Origin of the sequence: Endozoicomonas sp. ALB032 (assembly GCF_049310125.1) — a bacterium.
Lineage (GTDB): Bacteria > Pseudomonadota > Gammaproteobacteria > Pseudomonadales > Endozoicomonadaceae > Endozoicomonas_A.
Window position 1 is genome coordinate 7,061,940 of sequence record NZ_JBLYNW010000001.1, and the last position, 21,962, is coordinate 7,083,901.

The following is a 21,962-nucleotide window of genomic DNA, read 5'->3' on the forward strand; positions in this document are numbered from 1 at the left end:
GAGGTATCAGCATGAAAGAAAAAGACCCCTTTGAGTGCAACACCTGCAATACGGTAGAGGTCGGTACCCTGATCCGCGACGATGATACCTGGGTTACTGTGGAAATTCGTGGTGACAAGGCAGTTTCTGCCCAGGAAAATTTCAACAAGATAGAGCAGCGAGCTCTTTCAGTCGGATCAGGCAACTGCAAGATTCAGTCAGAAACCATTCAGGAAAACGGTATCACGGTGATCAAGGCGATGCTCGACTTTGACTGTACTGCAGAAAAGCTGATCTTTGAAATGTCTCTGCGATAACAGCTCCCAGTCTACGGATTTGCGTTCAATCAACATTCATGCTCCCGACGCCGAGCTGTCTTTCTGGCCAGATCTGATCACACAACAAGATTGTGAATCCTATTACCAGCAACTTCTGTCTGGCACCCGGTGGCGTCAGGATACAATCACAATTTTCGGAAAAACATTGGATTTACCTCGATTACAAGCCTGGTATGCTGATGAGGGAATGACTTACAGCTACTCTGGCCTGACACTCACTCCAGAGCCATGGACACCGGTGTTGCTGGCGATAAAAAAAGTGGTCGAACACACCTGTCACTCTTCATTCAACTCGGTTCTGCTCAACCTGTATCGTGATGGCAATGACAGTAACGGCTGGCATTCTGACGATGAGGCAGAACTTGGAGAACAGCCTGTTATTGCCTCACTGAGTCTGGGCCAGGAAAGACGTTTTCGACTGAAACACAAAGAGGCCAGTTCAAGGGGTATCCAACCCTTGTCACTGGATTTACCTTCTGGCTCACTGCTGGTGATGTCAGGCTCAACCCAGCGCTGCTGGCAGCATTGTCTTCCCAAAACATCCAGAACCGTTTTACCCCGCATCAATCTCACTTTCAGGAATGTCATTTATGGCCCGAGCCAAATGCCCGCGCTGTGAGCGTCCTCTTCGATTCTGCATTTGCCAGCATTTACAACCCGAGCAGGCCTGCTGTGAACTACTGATCCTGCAGCACCCCGATGAGGTCAAACATCCGCTGAATACCGCCCGGATCGCCAGACTGGGCATTGAGAACTGCAAGGTTCTCGCAGGAGAGGACTTCTCCGAAAACCCACACCTCAAGATCCTTCTGGAGAACAAAAAAAGCTGCTTACTTTTTCCGGGCGAAGAGGCTTTCCAACCTTCTGAATATCAGAAAATCCATGGCCTGCCTGATGTTTGTATTCTGCTGGACGGTACCTGGAGAAAAGCCAGAAAGATACTTCATCTCAACCCTCAACTTCGGTCTCTGCCACGGATATCCCTGCCAGAAAATCTGGAGTCCCGCTACCGAATTCGCAAATCCCCTCATCAATCAGCCCTTTCTACTATTGAGGCTACGGTATGTCTTATGCGAGAGTTTTCAGGAGACCCAATGGTTCACCAAAACTGCCTGGACAGCTTCCAGACCATGATCGACCGACAGATCCTGGCCATGGGGCGAGATGTCTACGAAAAAAATTATAGAAACCGATCGAAATGAACTACTTTGATTAGGCGCTACGCTGATTTGGGTCCCGATTAGCGTCCCAGTGATATTAATTAGGGACTGGGCTTTTTTTCAGTATGCGAATAACATGGGTCCGAGGCTTTTTTGCTTTATGTTTGCTATCAATGAATCGGCCGAAGCAATACGAAGTAATGGAATAGCAACATTCATAACCTTGTGCATTTCCACAGCAACCAGAGACAGAGTGCAAAATAATAATGACTGACGCCTCCCTGAAAACCTCTTCCCGCTGGCTCTGGGTGTACCTTCTGATTCTGTTCGCCATTCTGATCCGGCTCCTCTCCCTTGGCCTATATCCTCTGATGGATACTTCAGAAGCCCGATACGGTGAGATCGTCAGACTGATGGTCGAGACCAATGACTGGATCATTCCATATTTTGATTATGGTGTCCCGTTCCTCGGTAAACCACCCATGTTTATCTGGCTTTCAGCCATAAGCTTCAAGTTATTCGGAATCAATGAATTTGCCGCCCGCTTACCTTCTCTGGTTTGTAGTCTGGGCACCCTGGCATTGGTCTGGAAGCTGGCCCATTTTCAAATGGGGGTACAAAAGGCAAAAATTTCGGTACTGTTCCTGGTCACCTCCGCCATGTTTCTCGTTCTTTCCGGTGCCCTGCTGGCCGACCCGGTCATGACCCTGACGACCACTCTGATACTCGGCAGTTTCTGGATGGGCTGGCAGAGTCACGACGAATCTGAAGCACTTCGGTGGCAATATTTGTTTTTTGCCGGTTGCGGCCTGGCACTGCTGGCAAAAGGGCTCGCTGCAGTGGTTCTGGCGGGTGGTCCGATTTTCTTATGGTGCCTTCCTAAAGGCAGATTGATAACGCTGTGGCATAAATTTCCCTGGATCAAAGGCACTATTCTGTCAGCAGCCATTGCCCTTCCCTGGTATATCAGCGCCGAGATACGCAACCCCGGTCTTCTGGAATACATGTTTATTGGCGAACATTTTTCCCGCTATCTGGATTCCGGCTGGCAGGGTGATGAATACGGCAATGCCCATGTCCACGCTCTGGGAGCCATCTGGGGCTACCTGCTGGCTGGAGGCTTTCCCTGGACATTCGTGTTACTCGGAGTTGCCATCAGACAACTCTGGAAATTCTGGCAAAAGAAGCCCACTCTCAAGTTAACTGAATGGGATTATTTCCTGCTCTGCTGGCTGTTGTTTCTGCCCCTGTTTTTCACTTTCACTACCAATCTGATCTGGACTTACACGCTCCCTGTGATGCCTGCCCTGGCAATGATTATTGCACGACTGTTCGGGGAGAGCTGGTCCAACCACTCTGGTAAGCTTATCACTCTGGCAACCCTGACACCTCTGTTGATGATTGCTACTATCATGGTCATGATGAACGACGGTGGTAAAAAATCACAAAAGTACCTGATCGCCAACATGATGACACACCCTAATGAACAGCCTGGTCGCCTCATTTACTTTATGAAGCGTCCGTTCTCGGCTCGCTTTTATTCCCAGGGTCAGGCCCTGCTGGCCTCCAGTGAAGAGGAGATCTTCGATCAATTACACAGGGATCGCAGGGACTTTCTGGCCACTCGCGACGGCAACATCAATAAGCTGTCTGCCCCGCTGAAAGATCGCTTCGAAAAAGTATCCAAATACAGAAACTGGACCCTCTGGGTTGAGAAAAAATAATACCTTGTGAAGAGTGCTGAATTATACCAATCGTGCTTTCTAACTCCCATGGGGAGTTAGAAAGCACGATTGGTATTACTTCCATTTAATACTACAGCCGATACTGGGACTTTGATTCTCTGCTACTCGCTCTCCCGCCAGCACTGAGTCCATGGCAGACTTTAAATCAGCCCCGGTCACAGGCTTGTCATTACCAGGACGAGAGTGATCAAACTGACCACGATAGACACACCTCAGTTCGGCATCAAAGAGAAAAAAATCAGGTGTACAGGCCGCATCGTAGGCTTTCGCCACCGACTGACTTTCATCATACAGATAGGGAAACGGATAAGATTTTAATGCCATCTTGTCAGGAGCATCCTCGGGATAGGTCCTGGCATCATTAGCACTGATAGCCACTATGCCAAGATCTCGATCAGCATAATCCTTACCCAACTCTACCAGCGCATCTTCAATGTGAATCACATAAGGGCAGTGATTACAGATAAACATCACCAGAACGCCCTTCTCCTTTCTTACTTCCTGCAGGGAGACGGACTGTCCTGATGAAGGATCAGGCAATTTAAAATCAGGGGCAGACGAGCCCAGTTCAACCATATTCGACGGGGTCAGTGCCATTCCGGTATTCTCCAGCTTATATCCCACTACAGGTGCTAATCCATTGTGGGAGTTGTCGGGAACAGAAAACTGCTGCTACATTGGAAGTTCGAAAATCAAATTATGTCACTTATGGGCAGGCATACCTCTTTTAATAAAGACAAGGCGCTGAATAACGCACTTGCTCTCTTCTGGTCTCGGGGATTCTCGGCTTCTTCGCTCAGACAGCTGGAAGAAGCTACCGATCTGCACCCTGGGAGCCTGTATCATCATTTTAAAAACAAAGAAGGCTTATACCTGCACGTCTTAAAGTACTACATTGAACACTACCTGCAGTTAAGAATCCAAAAGTATCTCGGTTCAGGGCCTCCCCTTGAAGGTTTACGCCGATTTTTGACAGCAGGCTATCGTCATCCCCGCAACGTGCAATACCAGAACTGCTGCTTTCTGGCCTGTACCAGTACAGAGCTGCACCTATTGCCAGATCAGGCTGCTGAGCTGGTCAGACAGGCTGTGAACACGATCCAACAGGCATTAATGGCCCAGATACTCAGGGGGACTGAAAAAAACCTGATTGCCCCCTGCCTGAGCAGCGCGGAAGCAGCCAGAGAGCTCACCAGCTTCTTTCTGGGCCTTCAGTTAATGGCCAGAATCAGCCCCAATCAGCATCAGTTAGATTTGCTGGTAAAGCACAGTCTTGAGCATATTCTGAATCCCAAAACATGATTGGGAAGAAGGTACCATTATGGCAATGAACAACCAAAGTGGCGCAACGAGAACAGCAAAAAGTTCAACCAGAAAAAACCTGAAGCACCCGGCTTCAGGTTTTTTTACTATGAACGCTTATTTATACAAGTCATCGTCATCATAGTCTTCATATAAGTTTGCTGCTCCTTGTGGCACTCCTGCTGCTCCAGATGACACTGATGCAGAGGGGGGTGTATCCCGAAAACGGAATTCAGTTCCGGCCTGACTTGACCGCTTGTGAAAATCTTCATAACGGCGAATTTCTCCATCCCCGACACTGCGCCTCGCTGTGCGCATGGCTTTCTCAAAATGACTGCGCGTTAACATGCAACTCTCAAGGGACTCGTCAACGTCCATTGCATCACTTTGAGCTCTCAGCGAGCTACGACTGCTAATGTATTCCCTGACAGCATGTTGTATTGCAGACTGGCAGATTTCGTTAATATCGGCTCCGGAGAAACCCTTGGTTACGTCAGCCAGCTGCTTTAACTGAACATCACCCTCTATCGGGGTGTTACGCAGGACAGCTTCGAAAATATGCAATCGGCTTTCATGATCTGGCAGTGGAATGTAGATATGCTTGTCGAAACGGCCTGGTCGCATAAGAGCTTTGTCAAGAATATCGGGTCTGTTGGTGGCGGCGATGATATAAATGTTATTCCGTTCAGCTATACCATCAATCTCGATTAACAGTTGGTTCAGGACGCGATCGCTTGCGCCATTGGCGTCACCTAATGAAGATCCCCTGGAGGACGCCAGAGAATCAATTTCATCAAAAAACAGGATGCAGGGTGCTGCCTGCCTGGCTTTGTCAAAAAGGTCACGTACATTATGCTCTGATTCGCCAAACCACATAGTCAACAACTCTGGCCCTCTTATGGCAATGAAGTTAGCCTGGCAATCGTTAGCCAAGGCTTTGGCTAACTGTGTTTTGCCACAACCAGGGGGACCATAGAGAAGTACACCCCGTGCCAGTTTCTGACCAAAATGCTTCAGCAGCTCGGGCCATTGAAGGGGGTAGCGTACCATTTCCAGCAATTCATTTTTGACATCCTTCATGCCGCCTATGTCTTCCCAGGTCACATTGGGTATCTCGACAAAGGTTTCTCTGAGAGCTGACGGGTTGGAGGATTTGAGAGCCTTTTCAAAATGAGCCTGGGTGATTTCCAGACTATCTAACAACTCGGCATCAACGTTCTGTTCATCATCGAGGGTGCTAATGTCTATTTTTTCCCTTATACAAAGCATTGCGGCATTGGTGATAAGCTGCGTGATGTCAGCGCCGGTGAACCCATGGCAGACTTTTGCAATCTTTTCCAAATCCACGTCGTCGGACAGTTTTTTGTCTCTGGTATGAACCTGAAGGATTTCCAGGCGACCGGTTTCGTCAGGAACGCCGATATGAATCTCTTTATCAAAGCGGCCAAAACGACGCAGTGCCTGATCAATCGAATTGACTCTGTTAGTGGCGGCCAGAATCATAACCTGCCGCCTGGACTGCAAACCGTCCATAAGGGTAAGCAACTGACCGACAACGCGCCGCTCTACTTCACCCGGGGTTTTGTCACGCTTTGGGGCTATCGAATCAATTTCATCGATAAAAATAATGGCAGGGCTGTTTTTTTCAGCTTCTTCAAAAGCCCTTCTCAGATTGGATTCTGACTCACCTGCCACTTTGCCCATTATCTCCGGGCCGTTAATCAGAAAGAGGAAGGCGCCACTCTCGTTGGCAACAGCCCGGGCAATCAGTGTTTTTCCATTCCCCGGTGGTCCACTTAGTAGTATTCCTTTTGGAGGACTGACATTCAGGGTATTGAAAAGTTGTGGGTATCGCATTGGCAGCTCAATAATTTCCCGTATCGTTTGAATCTGTGGTCTGAGCCCACCAATATCATCATAACCAACATCCGCAATTGAAGACGGATCCTGCCGCTCGACGGGTTCGCCTTCACAGTGAACAGTTGTGTCCTGGGCAACTATACACCCACCTTCCGGGTCTGTTTCCATCACCCGGAAATGAACGGTTCGCAAGCCAGCACTTATAGGGATAACGTCGTTTTTACTGACAGGTCGGTACGCCTCTAGAAAAAATGGCTTCAAAAACACATCAAACAAGTTGCCGGTTATACCTTCAAGGCTATCTTTTATTGGCAATATACCCACTCGTTTACCATAGGGCAGCATAGGGAGGTGGGAGACTTTGACGATATCGCCTAACCTCACCTTAAGGTTGTTACGGACTGCCCTGTGCATCCTGATACAGCCAGATGGCTGATTTGCATCCGATATAGCAACAGCTATAGTGGTTTTTCTTACTTTGCCGGTTAGCAGGACAGAGTCTCCACGATAAATTTGTAACCCAGCCATTTCATCTTCTGACATTGTAACTACGGAGTACTCATCACTGGGACTCTCATCAACCAAAAGCCGTCTGGAAATTGCCTTACGTGCTGGAGCCGAGGCAGGAGCGGGCGGGGCAGGAAACTGCTGTTCCGACATGCTTCCCTCGCCAGGGTCTCCGCCGCCATGAGGGGACTGGCTGACGGGCCCCGGAGATCTTTCTGCTGGCTCCTCAGGTAAATTTTCGAGAGGTTCGCAGGGAGGAGATGCTCCTGGACCCCGTGGCACTTTACGAATTCGCCAGTGCCACTGATGCCAGCCACCTCCGGCAGCCAGTCTGGGGCCAAAATACTCTGGATAAAGGTATTCAAGCCAGCTCTGGAAGTGCATTGATAGTAGCCGCTGGTATTCTTCCTTACTGATGTAATGAACCTGTTTGTTCTCATCCAGCCTGTAAAAGACGTTACCATTATGATCAACCGCTCTGGTGGCCGCTACCTGTCCACTGGCCGGAATCAGTGCTGGATTCTGGTCACTCCAGGGGGGTGTATCTTCGAATAATGGGGCAATAGTTTCTGACAGGTCCAGAATCCATCCACTTCCATCATCCAGGCCCCAGCTCAGACAGGGTTCATCATCGCAATTCCCGGGAATAAGATTGATTGTCGTTTTAGTATCCCGTGTTATGCCACCTATTGAGCCAGGAGGCCCGGGCAGGAAATCGCCATTTTGACCGGGAACAGGTTGTCCCGGCTTCCATTGTAAACTCGTGTCAGGGACTGATATGTGGACTGGCACACCTTCATCACCGACCTTCACCTGTGTCTGTTCAGGGTAGGGTTCTGGCCTGCTTTTGCCGGGTAAAAGCCAGGTCCATTGATCCGGGTCTCTCCGGTCGGGGGCCAATGTCATATCCAGCTCCCCTGGCAACGGCAGGCAGCCCGACTTGTAAGCAAGGAGGGGGTCTTCAGGCTCGATGCAAAAGGATGGTTCAGTCCCGGCTTTCTGATGGGTGCCAGAATGAGAAAAACGATTGAAGTAGGTATGGTATGCAAGAGGGAGTAAGAGGATAGGCAGTGAAATACCGGATGGATTATAAATGCCCGGAGCGGTACTGGCATACCCCGTCGACACGAGTGTCCCGCTCTGCCCGGAAAAGGTTTTGACAGGTGTCACCAGAAACGAAATGCCAAGAAATATTAGCGGCAATTTGATATCGATGCCGCTCAGATGAAGGTTGTCTGATCGCCGGGAGATAGTGAACACGGACAGAATAAAATAGAACATAACCTATTACTTATATCATCCTGTGTAGGGCTCAGGCCCACTGACTGGCCTTTGCCGTTTGTACAAGGCTCTATATATAGCACCGCACTGGCTGGCGTGCCATGAACAGAGATGGCGGTAATCAATATTTGTATGAAATAGTCAATACAAGACTGATGTCGTTTGCTATGAATTACCCCGACGAGCCAAGGAATTAGCTCACTTCGGATAGCTATTTTACGAAACTGCAGCACGCCAAAATCGAGGGACAACTCATCTCCTTAAAATCAGCTCTGACAGTTTTACCATTAACAGGGTGAAAACGAAGGGTTTCTTGTGTATGTTTTGCCATAGCAGGCTCCGGTTTGCTTCTTCCGAAGCTTACTTTTGTTCGAACCTGCTCTAAGAAATTTTTGGGTTAGACGATCCTCACTGCGTTCAAGACTATTAACTTATGGCCATACAACAAATCATTGTCCACCAGCTGAAACAGGTCCCCGACAGTGACTCCCTGACTGCTGTTCCGGCAAATCACAGCCTGCCCCCCACTCCGGCCCTGGAAGCCATGCTGGACGACCTGATGCAAACTTACAACAAGAAACAGGACAAACAGTATGGCCAGTTCAACCCCGATGCCGAAAGCCCTTTCCCAACTGAACTGGGTGATTACCTGGCAGAAAAGATGGACTTTACAGCCCTGACCCGCAATACCCTGAACCAGCTTCTGGAAAAGCTCGATCAGGCCGGAGCACTGGGTGGGGGCTACCTGCTGTTTGCTGATTATCAGCAGGGCCTGACCCGATACTTCATGCTCTGCATGCTAACCAGTAATGTCAGCATAACCGTGACAGATGATCTTGCTATTCAGGATGTAGCCTATCTGGATACAGCCAGAATGCCACTGGCCTGCCGCATTAATATCACCGAATGGCAGGGTAACGAGAACAGTGGTCGTTATCTCTCATTCCTGCGTCCCCGCGGTGGCCGCCGTCTGAGCGATGTATTTCAGGAAGCTCTGGGCTGCAATGAAACCAGTAACAGCAAGGAAGAAGCTGACACACTGGTCAGTGCTGTAAAGGAGTACGCCAGGGAAGCGCCTTCTCTGGAAAATCACAAGGAAGTCAGCCGACAGGTCTACGACTTCTGCCAAACCAAAATGGATGATGGCGATGCCCTGACCCTGGATGAACTTACCGGCTATCTGAGTGAAGCGGGCTCCGATGATTTTGCCCGCTTCGTCAACACCCGCGACTACGACATGAGTCAACCTATGGCTCCGGAAAAACGCACTCTAACCAAACTGGTTAAGTATACCGGTCGCAGCAAAGGTCTTAACATTGCCTTTGATGCCGAGCTGCTCGGTACCCAGGTGGTGTACAACAAAGATCTGAATCAGCTCGTGATCAAGGAAGTTCCTGACAAGCTCAAGGAACAGCTGGAAGGCAATAACTGACATCACAGTCGTATTTGCATGCTCTCATAAGCATTGACAGGTCTTCTAGGAGCCTGACCGAGAATAGAGCCCGTCTAGGCGACCCCGTAGCGAGGACGGCAGAAAATTGAGGATGAAAATTCGATTTTGTGAGGAGAATAGCGAGCTATTTGACGAACAAAAGCGGATTTTCAGACCAATTTGCTGCCGCCGCACGACTGCATGGATGCAGGAGCTAGAGCAACGCAGGAGCAGTTGCCGCGTAGGGCAGTCTATTCTCGGTCAGGCTCCTGGTATGGCTGTTCACTGTCTTTGAGGGCTGCAAATGTCGATAAGCTGCTTCTGGATTGTCAGGTTAAGTGACAGCCGGGATATCCGATACATAAGGGATGATTTAACTGTTTCCGGACCCCGCAATGTCTAAAGCTCAATTACTGACCACACTGCTTTTCCTTCTGACTTTTATGAACCAGGCTATGTCCTTAGAGTCGGCTGCCAAAAACAACAACCTGACCCCAGAGCACCTTTTGAAGCAGGAGTTATTGCTGAATCAGCTGATCGAAAATATTCACTTGCTCCAGATCGACTTTCTCAACAAGGACGCCAGAATGAAAATGCAGGACAATCTGGCTCTGCTGAACCAGAGCATCCCGGCCTTGCCGGAAAAGTCCAACGATCAGGAAACTTCGAAGTTGCTATCATCGACCCTGAGTCTATGGCCTATCATTAGCCGACACGCCGCCTGGATGGCTGATTTGCCCGCTCACTCCCGTCCCCCTGAGGCCACTACACTGCTTCTGGCCTTGGCCAGACTGGATAGAAAGTTATTGCTTCTCAGACAAGAAATCCTGACCAGCAAACCACACAAAAATGAAAAGCTCGATTTTCTTGAGCAGGCATTACTCATGCAACGCCTGTCCCGTCACTATCTCAGCCTGACTCTTTCCGAGTTAAATGAAGACAAGAGCGCTTCCGGTCGGCTTCAGCTGCAAACACTGGCTCGACATTTCGAACAGAAGTTGTCCAGGCTGGGTCAAGAATACGGCGACCACGCCCATGCGGCCAAACCGATCAAACAAGCTCAGGTGACATGGAATTTCATCAAGGTGGGATTAGAGCAATTTCCGGATAAACCGATTCCTGAAATGATCGCTCGCTATGGCAGCAGCGTCGTCAAACGCATGACTTCTGCACACAAGATGTTCTGACCTGCAAAAATATATCCGCTTCCCCCCACGGGAAGCGAGCAGAAAAGCGTTCACTCTGTTCAAAAATACCCGGTATGGGGCAATAATCCTGGAGCGGATAGCTGACAGAAATCACTTTACTCCCGGGTTTAAGGGCCAGCATTCTCAGCGTCAGGCATCGAATAGTGAGATCATCCAGATTGGATGCATAAAGATAAACGACCGTCGCCCCCGAAAGATCCGCCTCCAGATAATCCCCCTCAATAACGGTTAGTTTATCCAGCTTCATTCTACCACTGAGACGCCGGAGTCTCAGACAAAACGTGGGAATCTGCTCAATCGATGTCACTCGAACACCTGCAAAAGCAGCCATCCAGAGAGAGGTAAAACCGCTGCCTGCACCCAATTCAAAAACGTGGTCCCGGGACGTTAATCCAGACTTTTCACAGATATCATCAAGCACTGTTAAAGGTGTTTCACCGTAAAGATATAAATCATCTGATTTTTTCTTAATCAGGAAACGCTTACTGACCTGAAAAGGGCTGTCCAGCAGGTATCGAAGCTTCAACCCAAGATAGGCTTTGAGGAATGTGCGATGGGATGAGAAACGACGAAATACCCTGTATAGTTCGACCCACTCGAAATATTGAACTTTTAACGCCAATAAAAACAGTTTCACCCGCTGCGCCCAGTTTTCATACCGTTTAAACTAGATTGATCGAGAGCTTGAGCCCAGTCAACCGTGATTGATTGGTTAATTAGTACACAAGTTCAAATTATTTTAGGCTTTTCTCAGTCAAATTCAGGTTATCTATTGGCAGATTGACTGCTTAAATAGCATACTCTAATGTGCTGACCGAGGATACGGAGTGGCAAATGGAAAAAATCCAGACCCGTCTATACCCTGAAGATCAGGCCAAAGTTGACCGTTTTATCAGCACTGGGACCAATGCGACAGAGCGCAGCCGCTTCAGACCCTTAAAGCTGATGTTCTGGCTGAGCTTTTTGATTGTCATACTTGGTGTTCTCAGCCGTCTGATAGGCGTTTTTATCCTGGGCTGAGTCAGCCTGAATAGCTGTAGGGTGTGTTCTCAATCAGTTTTCCGCTCTTTCTAACCATAAAGCCAAGAAGAGAGCTGGGGATTTCAGACTGATTCAAAACACTCCTTTATAAAAATAGAGAGAATGAAGTGACTGACCAGCTGCATAAAATAGTAATTGTTGGAGGAGGTGCCGGAGGGCTCGGATTAGCCACCAAACTGGGAAAAAAACTGGGCAAGAAGAAGAAAGCCCGAATTACCCTGGTGGATGTTCGAAAAACGCATTTCTGGAAACCCCTTTTGCATGAAGTGGCCGCAGGCTCCCTGAATGCTTTTGAAGATGAGCTGAGCTATTTGGCTCAGGCCAAATGGAATCATTTCCACTTTCTACCCGGAAGAATGTGCGGTCTGGACCGGGATAATAAAACCATTACCCTCGCTCCTATTAACGACGAAGCCGGACAAGAGGTCGTTCCCGAGCGCAGCTTGGAGTACGATGACCTGGTCATCTGTTTGGGCAGCACCGCCAACGACTTTAATACACCAGGTGCAGTGGATCACTGCCTGTTTCTGGACAACCGGGAACAAGCAGAAAGAGTACATACAACGCTTCTGAATCATTACCTTCATGCCCAGGCTTCCCATGAGAAATCACCTGAGTTAAACATCGCCATCATTGGTGCCGGAGCGACAGGTGTGGAACTGGCAGCAGAACTTCACTACGCAGCCATAGAACTGGCCCGATATGGCCTGGACGCGATTCAGCCAAACAAAGTAAACATCACTGTCATAGAAGGCAGCGAACGAATACTGCCTGCCCTGCCCGTTCGTATCAGCAGCAGTGTTCACAAACAGCTGCAGAAAATGGGGATTGTTATACAAACCCATCAGCTGGTCAGTGAAATTACTGACAAAGGCCTGAATACAAAAAGCGGTGACTTTATCAACTCCGATCTCAGTATCTGGGCCGCAGGCATCAAAGCGCCAGCATTCCTGAAAGACATCGCCGGCCTTGAAACCAATCGAATTAACCAGCTAGTGGTCAGACCCACCCTGCAATCTACATTGGATGATCACATTTACGCACTGGGTGACTGCGCCAGCTGCACACTGACAAACAGTAACGGCGAACCGTTCACTATACCTCCAAGAGCCCAGGCTGCTCACCAGCAGGCTGAGTTGCTGACCAAGAGCCTGACAGGAAAAGTTCTGGAGGGTGAGGCACCTTTAACCTTTACCTACAAAGACTACGGTTCTCTGATCTCTCTGAGTCGTTTCAGTGCCGTAGGTAATTTGATGGGAACCATCACAGGCGGCGATATGATGGTGGAAGGCAGGATGGCCAAGATGTTTTATATCAGCCTCTACCGAATGCATCAGGTAGCGCTGTTTGGACGATTGAGGACTGGAGCCCTGATTATCAAAGACTTTATCGGGAAAACGACACGCCCCCATCTAAAGCTGCATTGATTTATTTTTAGCATGCAAAAAACAAAAAGCCGGTTCTTTGAACCGGCTTTTTGTTGATTTGGTGGGTCGTGTAGGATTCGAACCTACGACCAATTGGTTAAAAGCCAACTGCTCTACCAACTGAGCTAACGACCCTTGATGCTTAATGAACACGCAGTTCAGGAAACAAACTCTTGCTTGAGAGTGAGAATATGGCTCCCCGAGCTGGACTCGAACCAGCGACCCAATGATTAACAGTCATTTGCTCTACCAACTGAGCTATCGGGGAATAAAAGTGGTGGGTCGTGTAGGATTCGAACCTACGACCAATTGGTTAAAAGCCAACTGCTCTACCAACTGAGCTAACGACCCACTGAACTTTCTGAATACGCAATCCAGAAAGCTAACCCTTGCTAAGGAGTTTAAAATGGCTCCCCGAGCTGGACTCGAACCAGCGACCCAATGATTAACAGTCATTTGCTCTACCAGCTGAGCTATCGGGGAAGAAATTGGTGGGTCGTGTAGGATTCGAACCTACGACCAATTGGTTAAAAGCCAACTGCTCTACCAACTGAGCTAACGACCCAAGCCGTCTATTAAACACGCAGTTCAATAAACATTCAACTCTTCAATCAAAAGTGATTAGAAAGAGCTGGCTCCCCGAGCTGGACTCGAACCAGCGACCCAATGATTAACAGTCATTTGCTCTACCAACTGAGCTATCGGGGAATCGTTGTCGACGATGCTTTGCGTCATCACCTAACGGCAGCGAATATTAATGAGATTTCCGGCTGAGTCAAGTCCTTCTCCTCAGCTTTGTTCAAAAAGTTTCTGAAAAAAAGCACTGGAAATAACTTGCTGATCTATAAAACAGGAGCCGAACGCCCGTAAGTTCTGGGCCTGTTCTCTAATACGCACCAACAGAAAAAAAAGCCGCCCGCAGGCGACTTTCTTTTCAATCATCAAATGACGAAGTCTGTAATTACAGGCCTTCAGCACTCTCAGACAGGTACTTGGCAACACCCGCAGGGGACGCGTCCATACCCTTATCACCTTTGCTCCAGCCAGCCGGGCAAACTTCACCGTGCTCTTCGTGGAATTGCAGAGCGTCAACCAGACGGACCAGCTCATCCATGTTACGACCCAGGGGCAGATCGTTAACGATCTGTGAGCGCACAACACCGTCCTTATCAATGAGGAAAGCACCACGGAAAGCGACACCGCCCTCAGACTCAACGTCGTAGGCTTTACAAATGTCGTGAGCCATGTCAGCGGCCAGAGTGTACTTAACAGGACCGATGCCACCTTCACTGACAGGCGTATTACGCCACGCGTTGTGAGTGAAGTGAGAGTCAATGGAAACACCGATAACTTCAACGTTGCGCTCTTTGAACGCATCGATGCGGTGATCCAGAGCGATCAGCTCGGATGGACAAACGAAAGTGAAGTCCAGTGGGTAGAAGAACAGAATACCGAACTTGCCACGAATCGCCTCGGACAGGGTAAACTCTTCAACAATCTCGCCATTGCCCAGGACGGCAGGAACAGTAAAGTCAGGAGCTTTCTTGCCAACCAGTACGCCCATGAATTTAATCTCCAAGGTTAAGTATGTATCACTGCGATCATGCAATCGTTGCAGTCATCGCAATCATTGAAGCGACATCATGATACACCTGATAACGGCCTTAGCCTATAAACCCCTGCACAAATATCTATAAATTTTCTCTTTCAAATGATAGATAAAATCTATCAAAGTCGACTAATCCATTTATTTCGGTGATCCGCTCATCCCATGCGATGGAAAATATACCCCTCTGAGACTTGATAGCGACCACAACCGATAACGCTAATAAGAAATATTCTCATTGTTTTTCAGACAGTTATCTTTGACAGAAGCCGATGAGGCTCCATACTTCCTGTGCCTGTAGTTTTTTGGAGAGAAGTATTCTACAGCTCCTGGAAATAGTTCCTGGAAAAAGTCCCTGGAAATAGTTCCTGGAAAAAGTCCCTGGAAATAGTTAATGGAATGAAAGCCCCCTTTAATTCATGACTGTATGGAGCCCCTGTTATGCAAGGCGAAAAAGGTGTTCTGGATCATCTGAATCAAGTACTTATGAATGAACTGACTGCCATTAATCAGTACTTTCTACACGCACGAATGCTAAAGAACTGGGGAGTCAACAAACTCGGCCAGTATATATATAAGGAATCCATTGACGAGATGTGGCATGCCGACTGGTTGATTGAGCGAATTCTTTTTCTGGAAGGCATGCCTGACTTCAAATACATGCAAAAGCCGATCATTGCCGCAGACGTTAAAGGCATTCTGGAAGCTGACCTGCAACAGGAGTTGAAAGCGATTCCACCTCTGAAGGATGCCATCGATGTCTGTGAAAAGGTGGGTGATTACGGCTCACGCCAGTTACTGGAAAAAATTCTGGCTGCGGAAGAAGAGCATATGGATAGTCTGGAAGTCCATCTGTACCGTATCAAAACCATGGGAATGGAAAATTATCTGCTCTCTCAGAGTGAGGAAGACTAGGCGGGAGGATTCTGTCCTCCCCACCTTGAAGAAGGCTGAAATTATTCAGCACCTTCCTCTTTGCCGACAGCAGCCTTGATCATCTTCTGAAGGTCGCCGCTGTTGTACATCTCGATCAAAATGTCGCTGCCACCCACCAGCTCCCCCTTAATCCAGAGCTGCGGGAAGGTTGGCCAGTTGGCGTATTTTGGCAGGTTGGCACGAATTTCCGGGTTAGCCAGAATGTCTACGAATGCGAACTGCTCGCCACAAGCCATCAGAACCTGCACAGCTTTGGAGGAAAATCCGCACTGAGGCAGCTTGGGAGAACCTTTCATATAGAGCAGAATGTCATGTGTTTCAATCTGCTCTTTAATTTGATCCATGATATCCATGAAATCACCTCATCACCGAAATGGAATCAACGGCTTTTCAAATAAGCTGTTGGAACTGGGGCTCTGCATTCTAAAGAAAATACCTGACTTACACCATTGGTTATACCGAAATCCGGTCAGATAATGACTGCCCAACCACTGCATGACCTACGGATTCAACCTTTCAGTATTCGCCTGAGCTCCTCAATTTCAGCCTCGTCAGCAAAATCTGTGGCGCATTTCTGTGTCGAAAGTGCTGGCAACCTCTTTCCAAGAAAGCTTTCTGGCCCAGTTTGCCAGAACGACACAAATCTTTTTTAGAAAATACTCCCACACCCATCAAGCAACTCCAGTTCCTGACAACTCTGATAAACATCAGGATCAACATCGGATAATAAAGGGTCTTGCTTTTTTAAACGCTCTATTTTGCTGCATGCCCGTTGCCTCCATACTTCCAGTATGTGGGTAGCGCTATCGATTTTGGCTTTTTTAAGGAGGGTCACTGTATGCATAAGCTCTATTTCATTCTCGTACTCCTCCAGTAAATTCAGTATTTCGGTGCCAAAAATTTCTGTCTGGTTCAGCTTTAACCATAAACTGGCAAAGGCCTGCTTTTCTCGTTTGTCGTCCAGAATAGCCAGAATATGAACAGGTAGCGGATTAAAGGAGGCTGCTTCAACAGCACCGTTTGCTCCCGGCTCTCCGTTTGCGGTCAGTCTGGCTTTGCGTCTTTGGATGTATACCGGGTCATCGGAATTTAAACGCCTTTGCCATTGGTCTGCTGTCACATAATAGTGTTCAGACGTCTCGGTGATTTTCAAAACAGTCCTGAACTGTTCCTCTGACCAGTTGCTGATTACCATTTTTTCATCCTGTATTTCCAGCTGTGGCATTGGAAAGCGGTAGTTTTGAACTCCGTCTCCTGGCAGTTCAACCTCAAGCCATTGCCCTTTGACGGTGAAAGACATCTCATTGAGGTTCTGCATCAACACAGCAATATAGCTCAGGGCTAACTGTTCTCCTGATGGGATAAGTCCAGTGACAGGTATCTCAACATGGTTATTGTCGGTTGTTCGCATCCCGGACAGAAAGTGATCGGGAATATCGTTATCCCAGGGTAGCAGACTATGGGTTTTGAGCAGCGCTTCGAACAGTATCTGGATGCCTTCTTTGGTAATGTCATGGGTTGTTAGTTGCAGGCAGGCTTCAAGCAGCTTGCTTAACCAATGGGTAGAATGCTCTTTGCTGAGTTTTTGCAAAGCGCTCAACGAGGGAAACAGATTGAATACAGCCCGGGCATGGCTGGTATCCAGAAAACGCAGCTGATCATCTTTTGTTAAGGGTTGCAGAATTTCCAGATAGAGCCCTTGCATATATTCGAGTTTCAGCACCGCCGACAATGGTTGCAACCGGGCTGAGTACTGCTCCCATAGTCCTTTATCCGGCAATGACTTCAGCCGCTTGGCAAAAAAGACAAAACGCTCCCTGTCTTCATCGGAAGAAAACAGAAACATTGCTCTATTTAACACGCGCAAAGGCACGGCTTTCATTGAATGGCGCCACAAAAAATGCTTATCCAGTTGATTAGCCTGAAGGTAACGTTTGACGCTTTTCCCTCCAGAAGAAGATAAAAGCCCTATCAATGATTCCAGCATCAGAACCGTTTTAGTCTGTACATGAAATTGGCAGAACTGTTTTAAAACCGTCCATTTTAGCGACCAGTCTGGCTTAGGGGTGGAAAGATAAAGAGCGACTGTTTTTATCTGGCAATTGTATTTGTCACCTTCTTCATCCTCTGAATCGCTATTGTATTCGTCATTTCCCTCATTATCCGGACTGTTATGTTCTCCAGTAAATTCTGTAGACAGCCACTGTTTCATTTGTGTTTCCTGATGTTGAAGCACTTCAGTAGCAGGTAGCCCCTCTGATTTCCAGAGTCTGGTCATAATTTGCAATAGCAGATAATTGGGTGCCCCCTGGTAACGTATCCAGCCCAGCACTTTTTTCACAGGCTCATATTTGGGCAAGCCTCGGCCATTATTCATGGACGAGAAAGCGCGGAACAACTTCATATTGAACACGCCATCTTTGTGTTTCCATTCCGGCCAGTTCAGCACTTCTTTCACTTTTTCATGTTTGAGCATGCCTCTGGTATTTTTCATGGACGAGAAAGCGCGGAACAGCTCCATATTGAACTCGCCAGCCTTGTCTTTCCATTCCGGCCAGCCCAGCACCTCTTTCACTTGCTGATGCCCGGGCACACCCCGACCATTATTCATCGACGAGAAAGCGCGTAATAACTTCATATCAAACACACCATCTCTGTCTTTCCATTCCGGCCAACCCAGAACCTCTTTCACTTCCTCATGTTTGGGCAAACCTCTTGCGCTGAACATTGATGAGAAGGCGCGAAACAGCTCCATACTGAACTCACCATCCATATCTTTCCATTCTGGCCAGCCCAGCACCTCTTTCACTTGTTGATGCCCGGGCACGCACCGACCATTATTCATGGACGAGAAAGCGCGGAATAACTTCATATTGAACACACCATCCCTGTCTTTCCATTGCGGCCAGCCCAGAACCTCTTTCACTTCCTTATGTTTGAGCATGCCTCTAGAGGTGTACATCGATGAAAAAGAGCGGAACAGTTCCATATTGAACTCGCCATCTTTGTCTTTCCATTCCGGCCAGCCCAGTACATCTTTCACTTCCTCATGTTTGAGGATGCCTCTGCTATGATTCATGGACGAGAAGGCACGGAATAGATTCATATTGAACTCGCCATCCTTGTCTTTCCATTCCGGCCAGCCCAGCACCTCTCTCACTTCATCATGTTTGAGCATGCCTCCAGCGGCGTACATCGATGAGAAAGAGCGGAACAGTTCCATACTGAACTCGTCATCCTTGTCTTTCCATTCCGGCCAAGACAGCACCTCTTTCACTTCCTCATGTTTGAGCATGCCTCTGCCATGATTTATGGATGAGAAGGCACAGAACAGCTCCGTATTCAACTCGCCATCCTTGTCTTTCCATTCCGGCCAGCCCAGCACCTCTTTCACTTCCTCATGTTTGAGCACGCCTCTGGTGTGATTCATGGATGAGAAGCTGCGGAACAATTTCATATTGAACTCTCCATCCCCGTCTTTCCATTCCGGCCAACCCAGCACTTTTTTTACTTCCTCATGTTTGAGCATGCCTTTATTACTGTTCATGGATGAGAAGGCGCGGAGCCGCTCCATACTGAATGAGCCATACTTGTCGTTCCATTCAGGCCAGGCCAGCACCTCTTTCACTTCCTCATGGTTGAGCATGCCTCTGCTATGGTTCATGGACGAGAAGGCGCGGTACAGCTCCATATTGAACACGCCATCCTTGCCTTTCCACTCCGGCCAACCCAGCACCTCTTTCACTTCCTTATGTTTGAGCATGCCTCTGGTATGATTCATGGACGAGAAGGATCGGAACAGCTCAATGTTAAACTCGCCATCCTTGTCTTTCCATTCCGGCCAAGACAGCAACTTTTTCACTTCCTCATGTTTGGGTAAGCCTCTAGTGTTGTACATGGATGAGAAAGTGCGGAATAGCTCCGTATTGAACTCGCGATTCTTGTTTTTCCATTCCGGCCAGCCCAGCACCTCTTTCACCTGCTTATATTTGAGCATGCCTTTGCTACTGTTCATGGACGAGAAGGCGCGAAACAGCTCCATACTGAATTTGCCATCCTTGTCTTTCCACTCCGGCCAGCCCAGCACCTCTTTCACTTCCTCATGTTCAAGCATGCCTCTGCCATGGTTCATAGACGAGAAGGCGCGGAACAGCAACGTATTGAACTCGCCATCCTTGTCTTTCCACAACGGCCAGCCCAGTACCTCTTTCACTTCCTCATGTTTGGGCACACCATGGCCATTATTCATGGACGAGAAAGAGCGGAACAGTTCGATATTGAACTCGCCATTCTTGTTTTTCCATTCAGGCCAGCCCAGTATTAATTTCACTTTCTTATGTGTGGGCAAACCTTTGCTATTATCCATGGACGAGAAGGCTCGGAACAGTTCCATATTGAACTCGCCAGCTTTGTCTTTCCATTCCGGCCAGCCCAGCACCTCTTTGACTTCCTCATGTTTGGGCAAGCCTCTGCCATGATTCATGGACGAGAAAGAGCGGAACAGTTCGATATTGAACTCACCATTCTTGTTTTTCCATTCTGGCCAGCCCAGGATTGCTTTCACTTCCTTATGTGTGGGCACGCCTTTGGTATTATTCATGGACGAGAAGGAAGTCAAAACATCCAAACTTGCTAAATATTCGAGTTCACTCTGGCTACTTTCTGCAAAACTACGGATATGTTTTTTACTATTATGTAGCATGCCGGTCAGCATGCCTGTATTTTTGAAGTTTTCAGAAAGGTGCCCAAAAAATGCGGTGGCATTATCGAAGAGGCCATTAAAAGAATTTCTCTCTACGAAACCAAGCAGCTTATAAAAAGAGTCCTTTACAGTGATGTTTTTTTTCTTGAATACCTCTATCAGGGTTTGCGCTTTTTCCAGCTCTTCCTGACTTAATTTGTACTTGATATTTGCTTTTATTTTTTCCAATGGGTCATCGGGGATCTGAGTGTCTGGCGGTTTCTTTTTTTTGGCCGCTGGTTCAGCAACAGCTGTTGAATTTTTTCTCTTTCTACCCGGGCCCTTCTTTTTTTTCGGAGCGGGCTCTGGTGAATCCGGTTCTGCTTCTTCCCGGATTCGCCCTACCCTTTTGTTACCCTGAATGCCCGACAGGCACTTGTTGCACAACAACGCTGAAGCTGCCGTCTGATTTGCTACACGTCCTAATTCCTGTGGATTCAATGCCTTGTCACACCTCGAACAAGCGACAAGCGAATGTCTGGTATTCTGCTCAGCTGAGGGTTTCAGTGGGTCATCGCCTCCACGACCATTGGCGCCTGTCGAACCGGTTCCCAAGTTACGGGCAGAAGGTCCGCTTGTCTGGCCGGTCTGACCAGTTGTCGCGGTCGTTGATGCTTTGGTCGTTCGGGAGGATTTGTTCTTTTTCCCGTTGCCCGTCTGTCGGCCAGAATATTTGCCAGAAACCATCTCACGGTAAACTCTGAGTTCCTGACCATTCTCTGCCAGCCATGTTTGAACCAGCCCCGGTTGCATCGTGCCGGGGGCTGAGCTTTCCAGATCAAGAAGATCGGCTTCAATTACCATGATCCGGTCTGACAAAATTCGGGCAAGTGTGGTTTGGCCTGTCATAATTGCCCAATGTCGTTTGATTCGTAATATTGGAAGCAGTTGCTTTTTTTGCTGCAGACAAGTTTGGACAGGGTCAGGAATAAGGGTAAGGTCAGGTTGGGGCTCTGAGTCAAGACTCCCGCTGTTTCTGTCAGGTGGCTTATCGTCATCATCTCCTCCGGCGGTGCCCCTGACGATCAGTCCATTAGAAGTGTTCTCCAGAACTTCAGGGGGCACGTAAAACTCTAACAACTCGTTCCCAGGCTCCGGAGGCTGTCGCAAAAGCCCAATAACTCGTTCCCACGCTCCGAGGTCGTCATTTCCGCGAAAGCGGGAATCCAGCGCCAACGGTGGATCCCTGCCTTCTCGGGGATGACAAGGCCAATGGGGAACCATAGTTTTGTGACACCCTCGAAGAGGATCGGGCTGTCCAGGTTCAGCCAACTTATTGGAATACAGGAAATGAGCTGGTAGCGGGCTTGAGCCGACTAATTCCAATGCATGCATCGAACTCCCAAACAACATCGTCACTGGCAGAAGCAGTGATCGGACCATCAAGCAGGCAGTTTTT

The 21,962-nt window shown here is 48.3% G+C and carries 16 protein-coding genes and 6 tRNA genes; 10 read left to right on the plus strand and 12 right to left on the minus strand.

The window, feature by feature from the left end:
- The first annotated feature begins 11 nt into the window (after positions 1-11).
- From ACO6VG_RS25665 to ACO6VG_RS25680, 4 genes are all read left to right on the plus strand, one after another.
- Positions 12-296 carry a DUF406 family protein gene (locus ACO6VG_RS25665; RefSeq protein WP_422476218.1) on the plus strand — a complete coding sequence of 95 codons (285 nt, stop codon included), beginning with the start codon at positions 12-14 and terminating at the stop codon, positions 294-296.
- Between the two features lie 19 nt (positions 297-315).
- On the plus strand, positions 316-936 hold the full coding sequence (locus ACO6VG_RS25670) for an alpha-ketoglutarate-dependent dioxygenase AlkB family protein (protein WP_422134924.1): 621 nt from the start codon (positions 316-318) through the stop codon (positions 934-936).
- On the plus strand, positions 908-1,519 hold the full coding sequence (locus tag ACO6VG_RS25675) for a tRNA-uridine aminocarboxypropyltransferase (RefSeq protein ID WP_422134925.1): 612 nt from the start codon (positions 908-910) through the stop codon (positions 1,517-1,519). The genes ACO6VG_RS25670 and ACO6VG_RS25675 overlap by 29 nt, the downstream gene beginning before the upstream one ends.
- Before the next feature lie 224 nt (positions 1,520-1,743).
- Complete coding sequence (locus ACO6VG_RS25680; protein WP_422476220.1) at positions 1,744-3,201, plus strand: ArnT family glycosyltransferase; 1,458 nt, start codon at positions 1,744-1,746, stop codon at positions 3,199-3,201.
- Between the two features lie 75 nt (positions 3,202-3,276).
- On the opposite strand, the gene ACO6VG_RS25685 is transcribed toward ACO6VG_RS25680, so the two are convergent.
- Positions 3,277-3,819 (minus strand): thioredoxin family protein, encoded by a 543-nt coding sequence (locus tag ACO6VG_RS25685; protein ID WP_422476222.1) that lies wholly within the window; start codon positions 3,817-3,819, stop codon positions 3,277-3,279.
- Between the two features lie 102 nt (positions 3,820-3,921).
- Between ACO6VG_RS25685 and ACO6VG_RS25690 the strand changes: the two genes are divergently transcribed.
- On the plus strand, positions 3,922-4,524 hold the full coding sequence (locus tag ACO6VG_RS25690) for a TetR/AcrR family transcriptional regulator (protein WP_422476224.1): 603 nt from the start codon (positions 3,922-3,924) through the stop codon (positions 4,522-4,524).
- Between the two features lie 117 nt (positions 4,525-4,641).
- On the opposite strand, the gene ACO6VG_RS25695 is transcribed toward ACO6VG_RS25690, so the two are convergent.
- Positions 4,642-8,172 carry an AAA family ATPase gene (locus ACO6VG_RS25695; protein ID WP_422409760.1) on the minus strand — a complete coding sequence of 1,177 codons (3,531 nt, stop codon included), beginning with the start codon at positions 8,170-8,172 and terminating at the stop codon, positions 4,642-4,644.
- A gap of 433 nt (positions 8,173-8,605) precedes the next feature.
- Here ACO6VG_RS25695 and ACO6VG_RS25700 point away from each other — a divergent pair, with 433 nt between their 5' ends.
- Complete coding sequence (locus ACO6VG_RS25700; protein WP_422138719.1) at positions 8,606-9,604, plus strand: nucleoid-associated protein; 999 nt, start codon at positions 8,606-8,608, stop codon at positions 9,602-9,604.
- Positions 9,605-9,999: 395 nt separating this feature from the next.
- Positions 10,000-10,791, plus strand: coding sequence for a hypothetical protein (locus ACO6VG_RS25705; protein WP_422476226.1), 792 nt, complete (start codon positions 10,000-10,002; stop codon positions 10,789-10,791).
- Here ACO6VG_RS25705 and ACO6VG_RS25710 read toward each other — a convergent pair.
- Entirely contained in the window at positions 10,757-11,449 is a 693-nt protein-coding gene (locus tag ACO6VG_RS25710; RefSeq protein WP_422134932.1) for an SAM-dependent methyltransferase, read from the minus strand. The genes ACO6VG_RS25705 and ACO6VG_RS25710 overlap by 35 nt on opposite strands.
- Before the next feature lie 197 nt (positions 11,450-11,646).
- Between ACO6VG_RS25710 and ACO6VG_RS25715 the strand changes: the two genes are divergently transcribed.
- Together ACO6VG_RS25715 and ACO6VG_RS25720 are read left to right on the plus strand one after the other, a co-directional pair.
- The gene (locus tag ACO6VG_RS25715) at positions 11,647-11,832 is read left to right on the plus strand and encodes a DUF3094 family protein (RefSeq protein WP_422134933.1); all 186 of its coding nucleotides are present in this window, start codon (positions 11,647-11,649) and stop codon (positions 11,830-11,832) included.
- Positions 11,833-11,960: 128 nt separating this feature from the next.
- Positions 11,961-13,280, plus strand: coding sequence for an NAD(P)/FAD-dependent oxidoreductase (locus tag ACO6VG_RS25720; RefSeq protein ID WP_422134934.1), 1,320 nt, complete (start codon positions 11,961-11,963; stop codon positions 13,278-13,280).
- A gap of 59 nt (positions 13,281-13,339) precedes the next feature.
- On the opposite strand, the gene ACO6VG_RS25725 is transcribed toward ACO6VG_RS25720, so the two are convergent.
- The 7 genes from ACO6VG_RS25725 to ACO6VG_RS25755 all read right to left on the minus strand — a co-directional run bounded on the left by ACO6VG_RS25725 (position 13,340) and on the right by ACO6VG_RS25755 (position 14,844).
- Positions 13,340-13,415, minus strand: a tRNA-Lys gene (locus tag ACO6VG_RS25725).
- Positions 13,416-13,472: 57 nt separating this feature from the next.
- Positions 13,473-13,548: transfer RNA gene (locus ACO6VG_RS25730), tRNA-Asn, on the minus strand.
- Positions 13,549-13,555: 7 nt separating this feature from the next.
- Positions 13,556-13,631 (minus strand) — tRNA-Lys (locus ACO6VG_RS25735).
- Positions 13,632-13,687: 56 nt separating this feature from the next.
- Positions 13,688-13,763 (minus strand) — tRNA-Asn (locus ACO6VG_RS25740).
- A gap of 6 nt (positions 13,764-13,769) precedes the next feature.
- A tRNA-Lys gene (locus ACO6VG_RS25745) sits at positions 13,770-13,845 on the minus strand.
- Between the two features lie 67 nt (positions 13,846-13,912).
- A tRNA-Asn gene (locus tag ACO6VG_RS25750) sits at positions 13,913-13,988 on the minus strand.
- A gap of 253 nt (positions 13,989-14,241) precedes the next feature.
- The gene (locus ACO6VG_RS25755) at positions 14,242-14,844 is read right to left on the minus strand and encodes a peroxiredoxin (RefSeq protein ID WP_422134992.1); all 603 of its coding nucleotides are present in this window, start codon (positions 14,842-14,844) and stop codon (positions 14,242-14,244) included.
- 483 nt (positions 14,845-15,327) lie between these two features.
- On the opposite strand from ACO6VG_RS25755, the gene bfr reads away from it, so the two are divergent.
- Positions 15,328-15,801 carry a bacterioferritin gene (gene bfr / locus ACO6VG_RS25760; protein ID WP_422134993.1) on the plus strand — a complete coding sequence of 158 codons (474 nt, stop codon included), beginning with the start codon at positions 15,328-15,330 and terminating at the stop codon, positions 15,799-15,801.
- 41 nt (positions 15,802-15,842) lie between these two features.
- Here the strand turns inward: bfr and grxD are convergent, their stop codons facing one another.
- Both grxD and ACO6VG_RS25770 read right to left on the minus strand, forming a co-directional pair.
- Positions 15,843-16,175, minus strand: a complete 333-nt coding sequence (gene grxD, locus ACO6VG_RS25765) for a Grx4 family monothiol glutaredoxin (protein ID WP_422134994.1) — start codon at positions 16,173-16,175, stop codon at positions 15,843-15,845.
- Between the two features lie 296 nt (positions 16,176-16,471).
- A complete protein-coding gene (locus tag ACO6VG_RS25770) occupies positions 16,472-21,787 on the minus strand; it encodes a hypothetical protein (RefSeq protein WP_422134995.1) in 5,316 nt (1,771 codons plus the stop codon).
- Positions 21,788-21,962 lie beyond the last annotated feature (175 nt).

Coding starts and splice junctions, on each gene's coding strand:
- ACO6VG_RS25770 (WP_422134995.1), bottom strand. CDS start 21,787: ATGGTTCCCCATTGGCCTTGTCATCCCCGAGAAGGCAGGGATCCACCG.
- grxD (WP_422134994.1), bottom strand. CDS start 16,175: ATGGATATCATGGATCAAATTAAAGAGCAGATTGAAACACATGACATT.
- ACO6VG_RS25665 (WP_422476218.1), top strand. CDS start 12: ATGAAAGAAAAAGACCCCTTTGAGTGCAACACCTGCAATACGGTAGAG.
- bfr (WP_422134993.1), top strand. CDS start 15,328: ATGCAAGGCGAAAAAGGTGTTCTGGATCATCTGAATCAAGTACTTATG.
- ACO6VG_RS25680 (WP_422476220.1), top strand. CDS start 1,744: ATGACTGACGCCTCCCTGAAAACCTCTTCCCGCTGGCTCTGGGTGTAC.
- ACO6VG_RS25705 (WP_422476226.1), top strand. CDS start 10,000: ATGTCTAAAGCTCAATTACTGACCACACTGCTTTTCCTTCTGACTTTT.
- ACO6VG_RS25755 (WP_422134992.1), bottom strand. CDS start 14,844: ATGGGCGTACTGGTTGGCAAGAAAGCTCCTGACTTTACTGTTCCTGCC.
- ACO6VG_RS25700 (WP_422138719.1), top strand. CDS start 8,606: ATGGCCATACAACAAATCATTGTCCACCAGCTGAAACAGGTCCCCGAC.
- ACO6VG_RS25695 (WP_422409760.1), bottom strand. CDS start 8,172: ATGTTCTATTTTATTCTGTCCGTGTTCACTATCTCCCGGCGATCAGAC.
- ACO6VG_RS25715 (WP_422134933.1), top strand. CDS start 11,647: ATGGAAAAAATCCAGACCCGTCTATACCCTGAAGATCAGGCCAAAGTT.
- ACO6VG_RS25685 (WP_422476222.1), bottom strand. CDS start 3,819: ATGGCACTGACCCCGTCGAATATGGTTGAACTGGGCTCGTCTGCCCCT.
- ACO6VG_RS25690 (WP_422476224.1), top strand. CDS start 3,922: ATGTCACTTATGGGCAGGCATACCTCTTTTAATAAAGACAAGGCGCTG.
- ACO6VG_RS25675 (WP_422134925.1), top strand. CDS start 908: ATGGCCCGAGCCAAATGCCCGCGCTGTGAGCGTCCTCTTCGATTCTGC.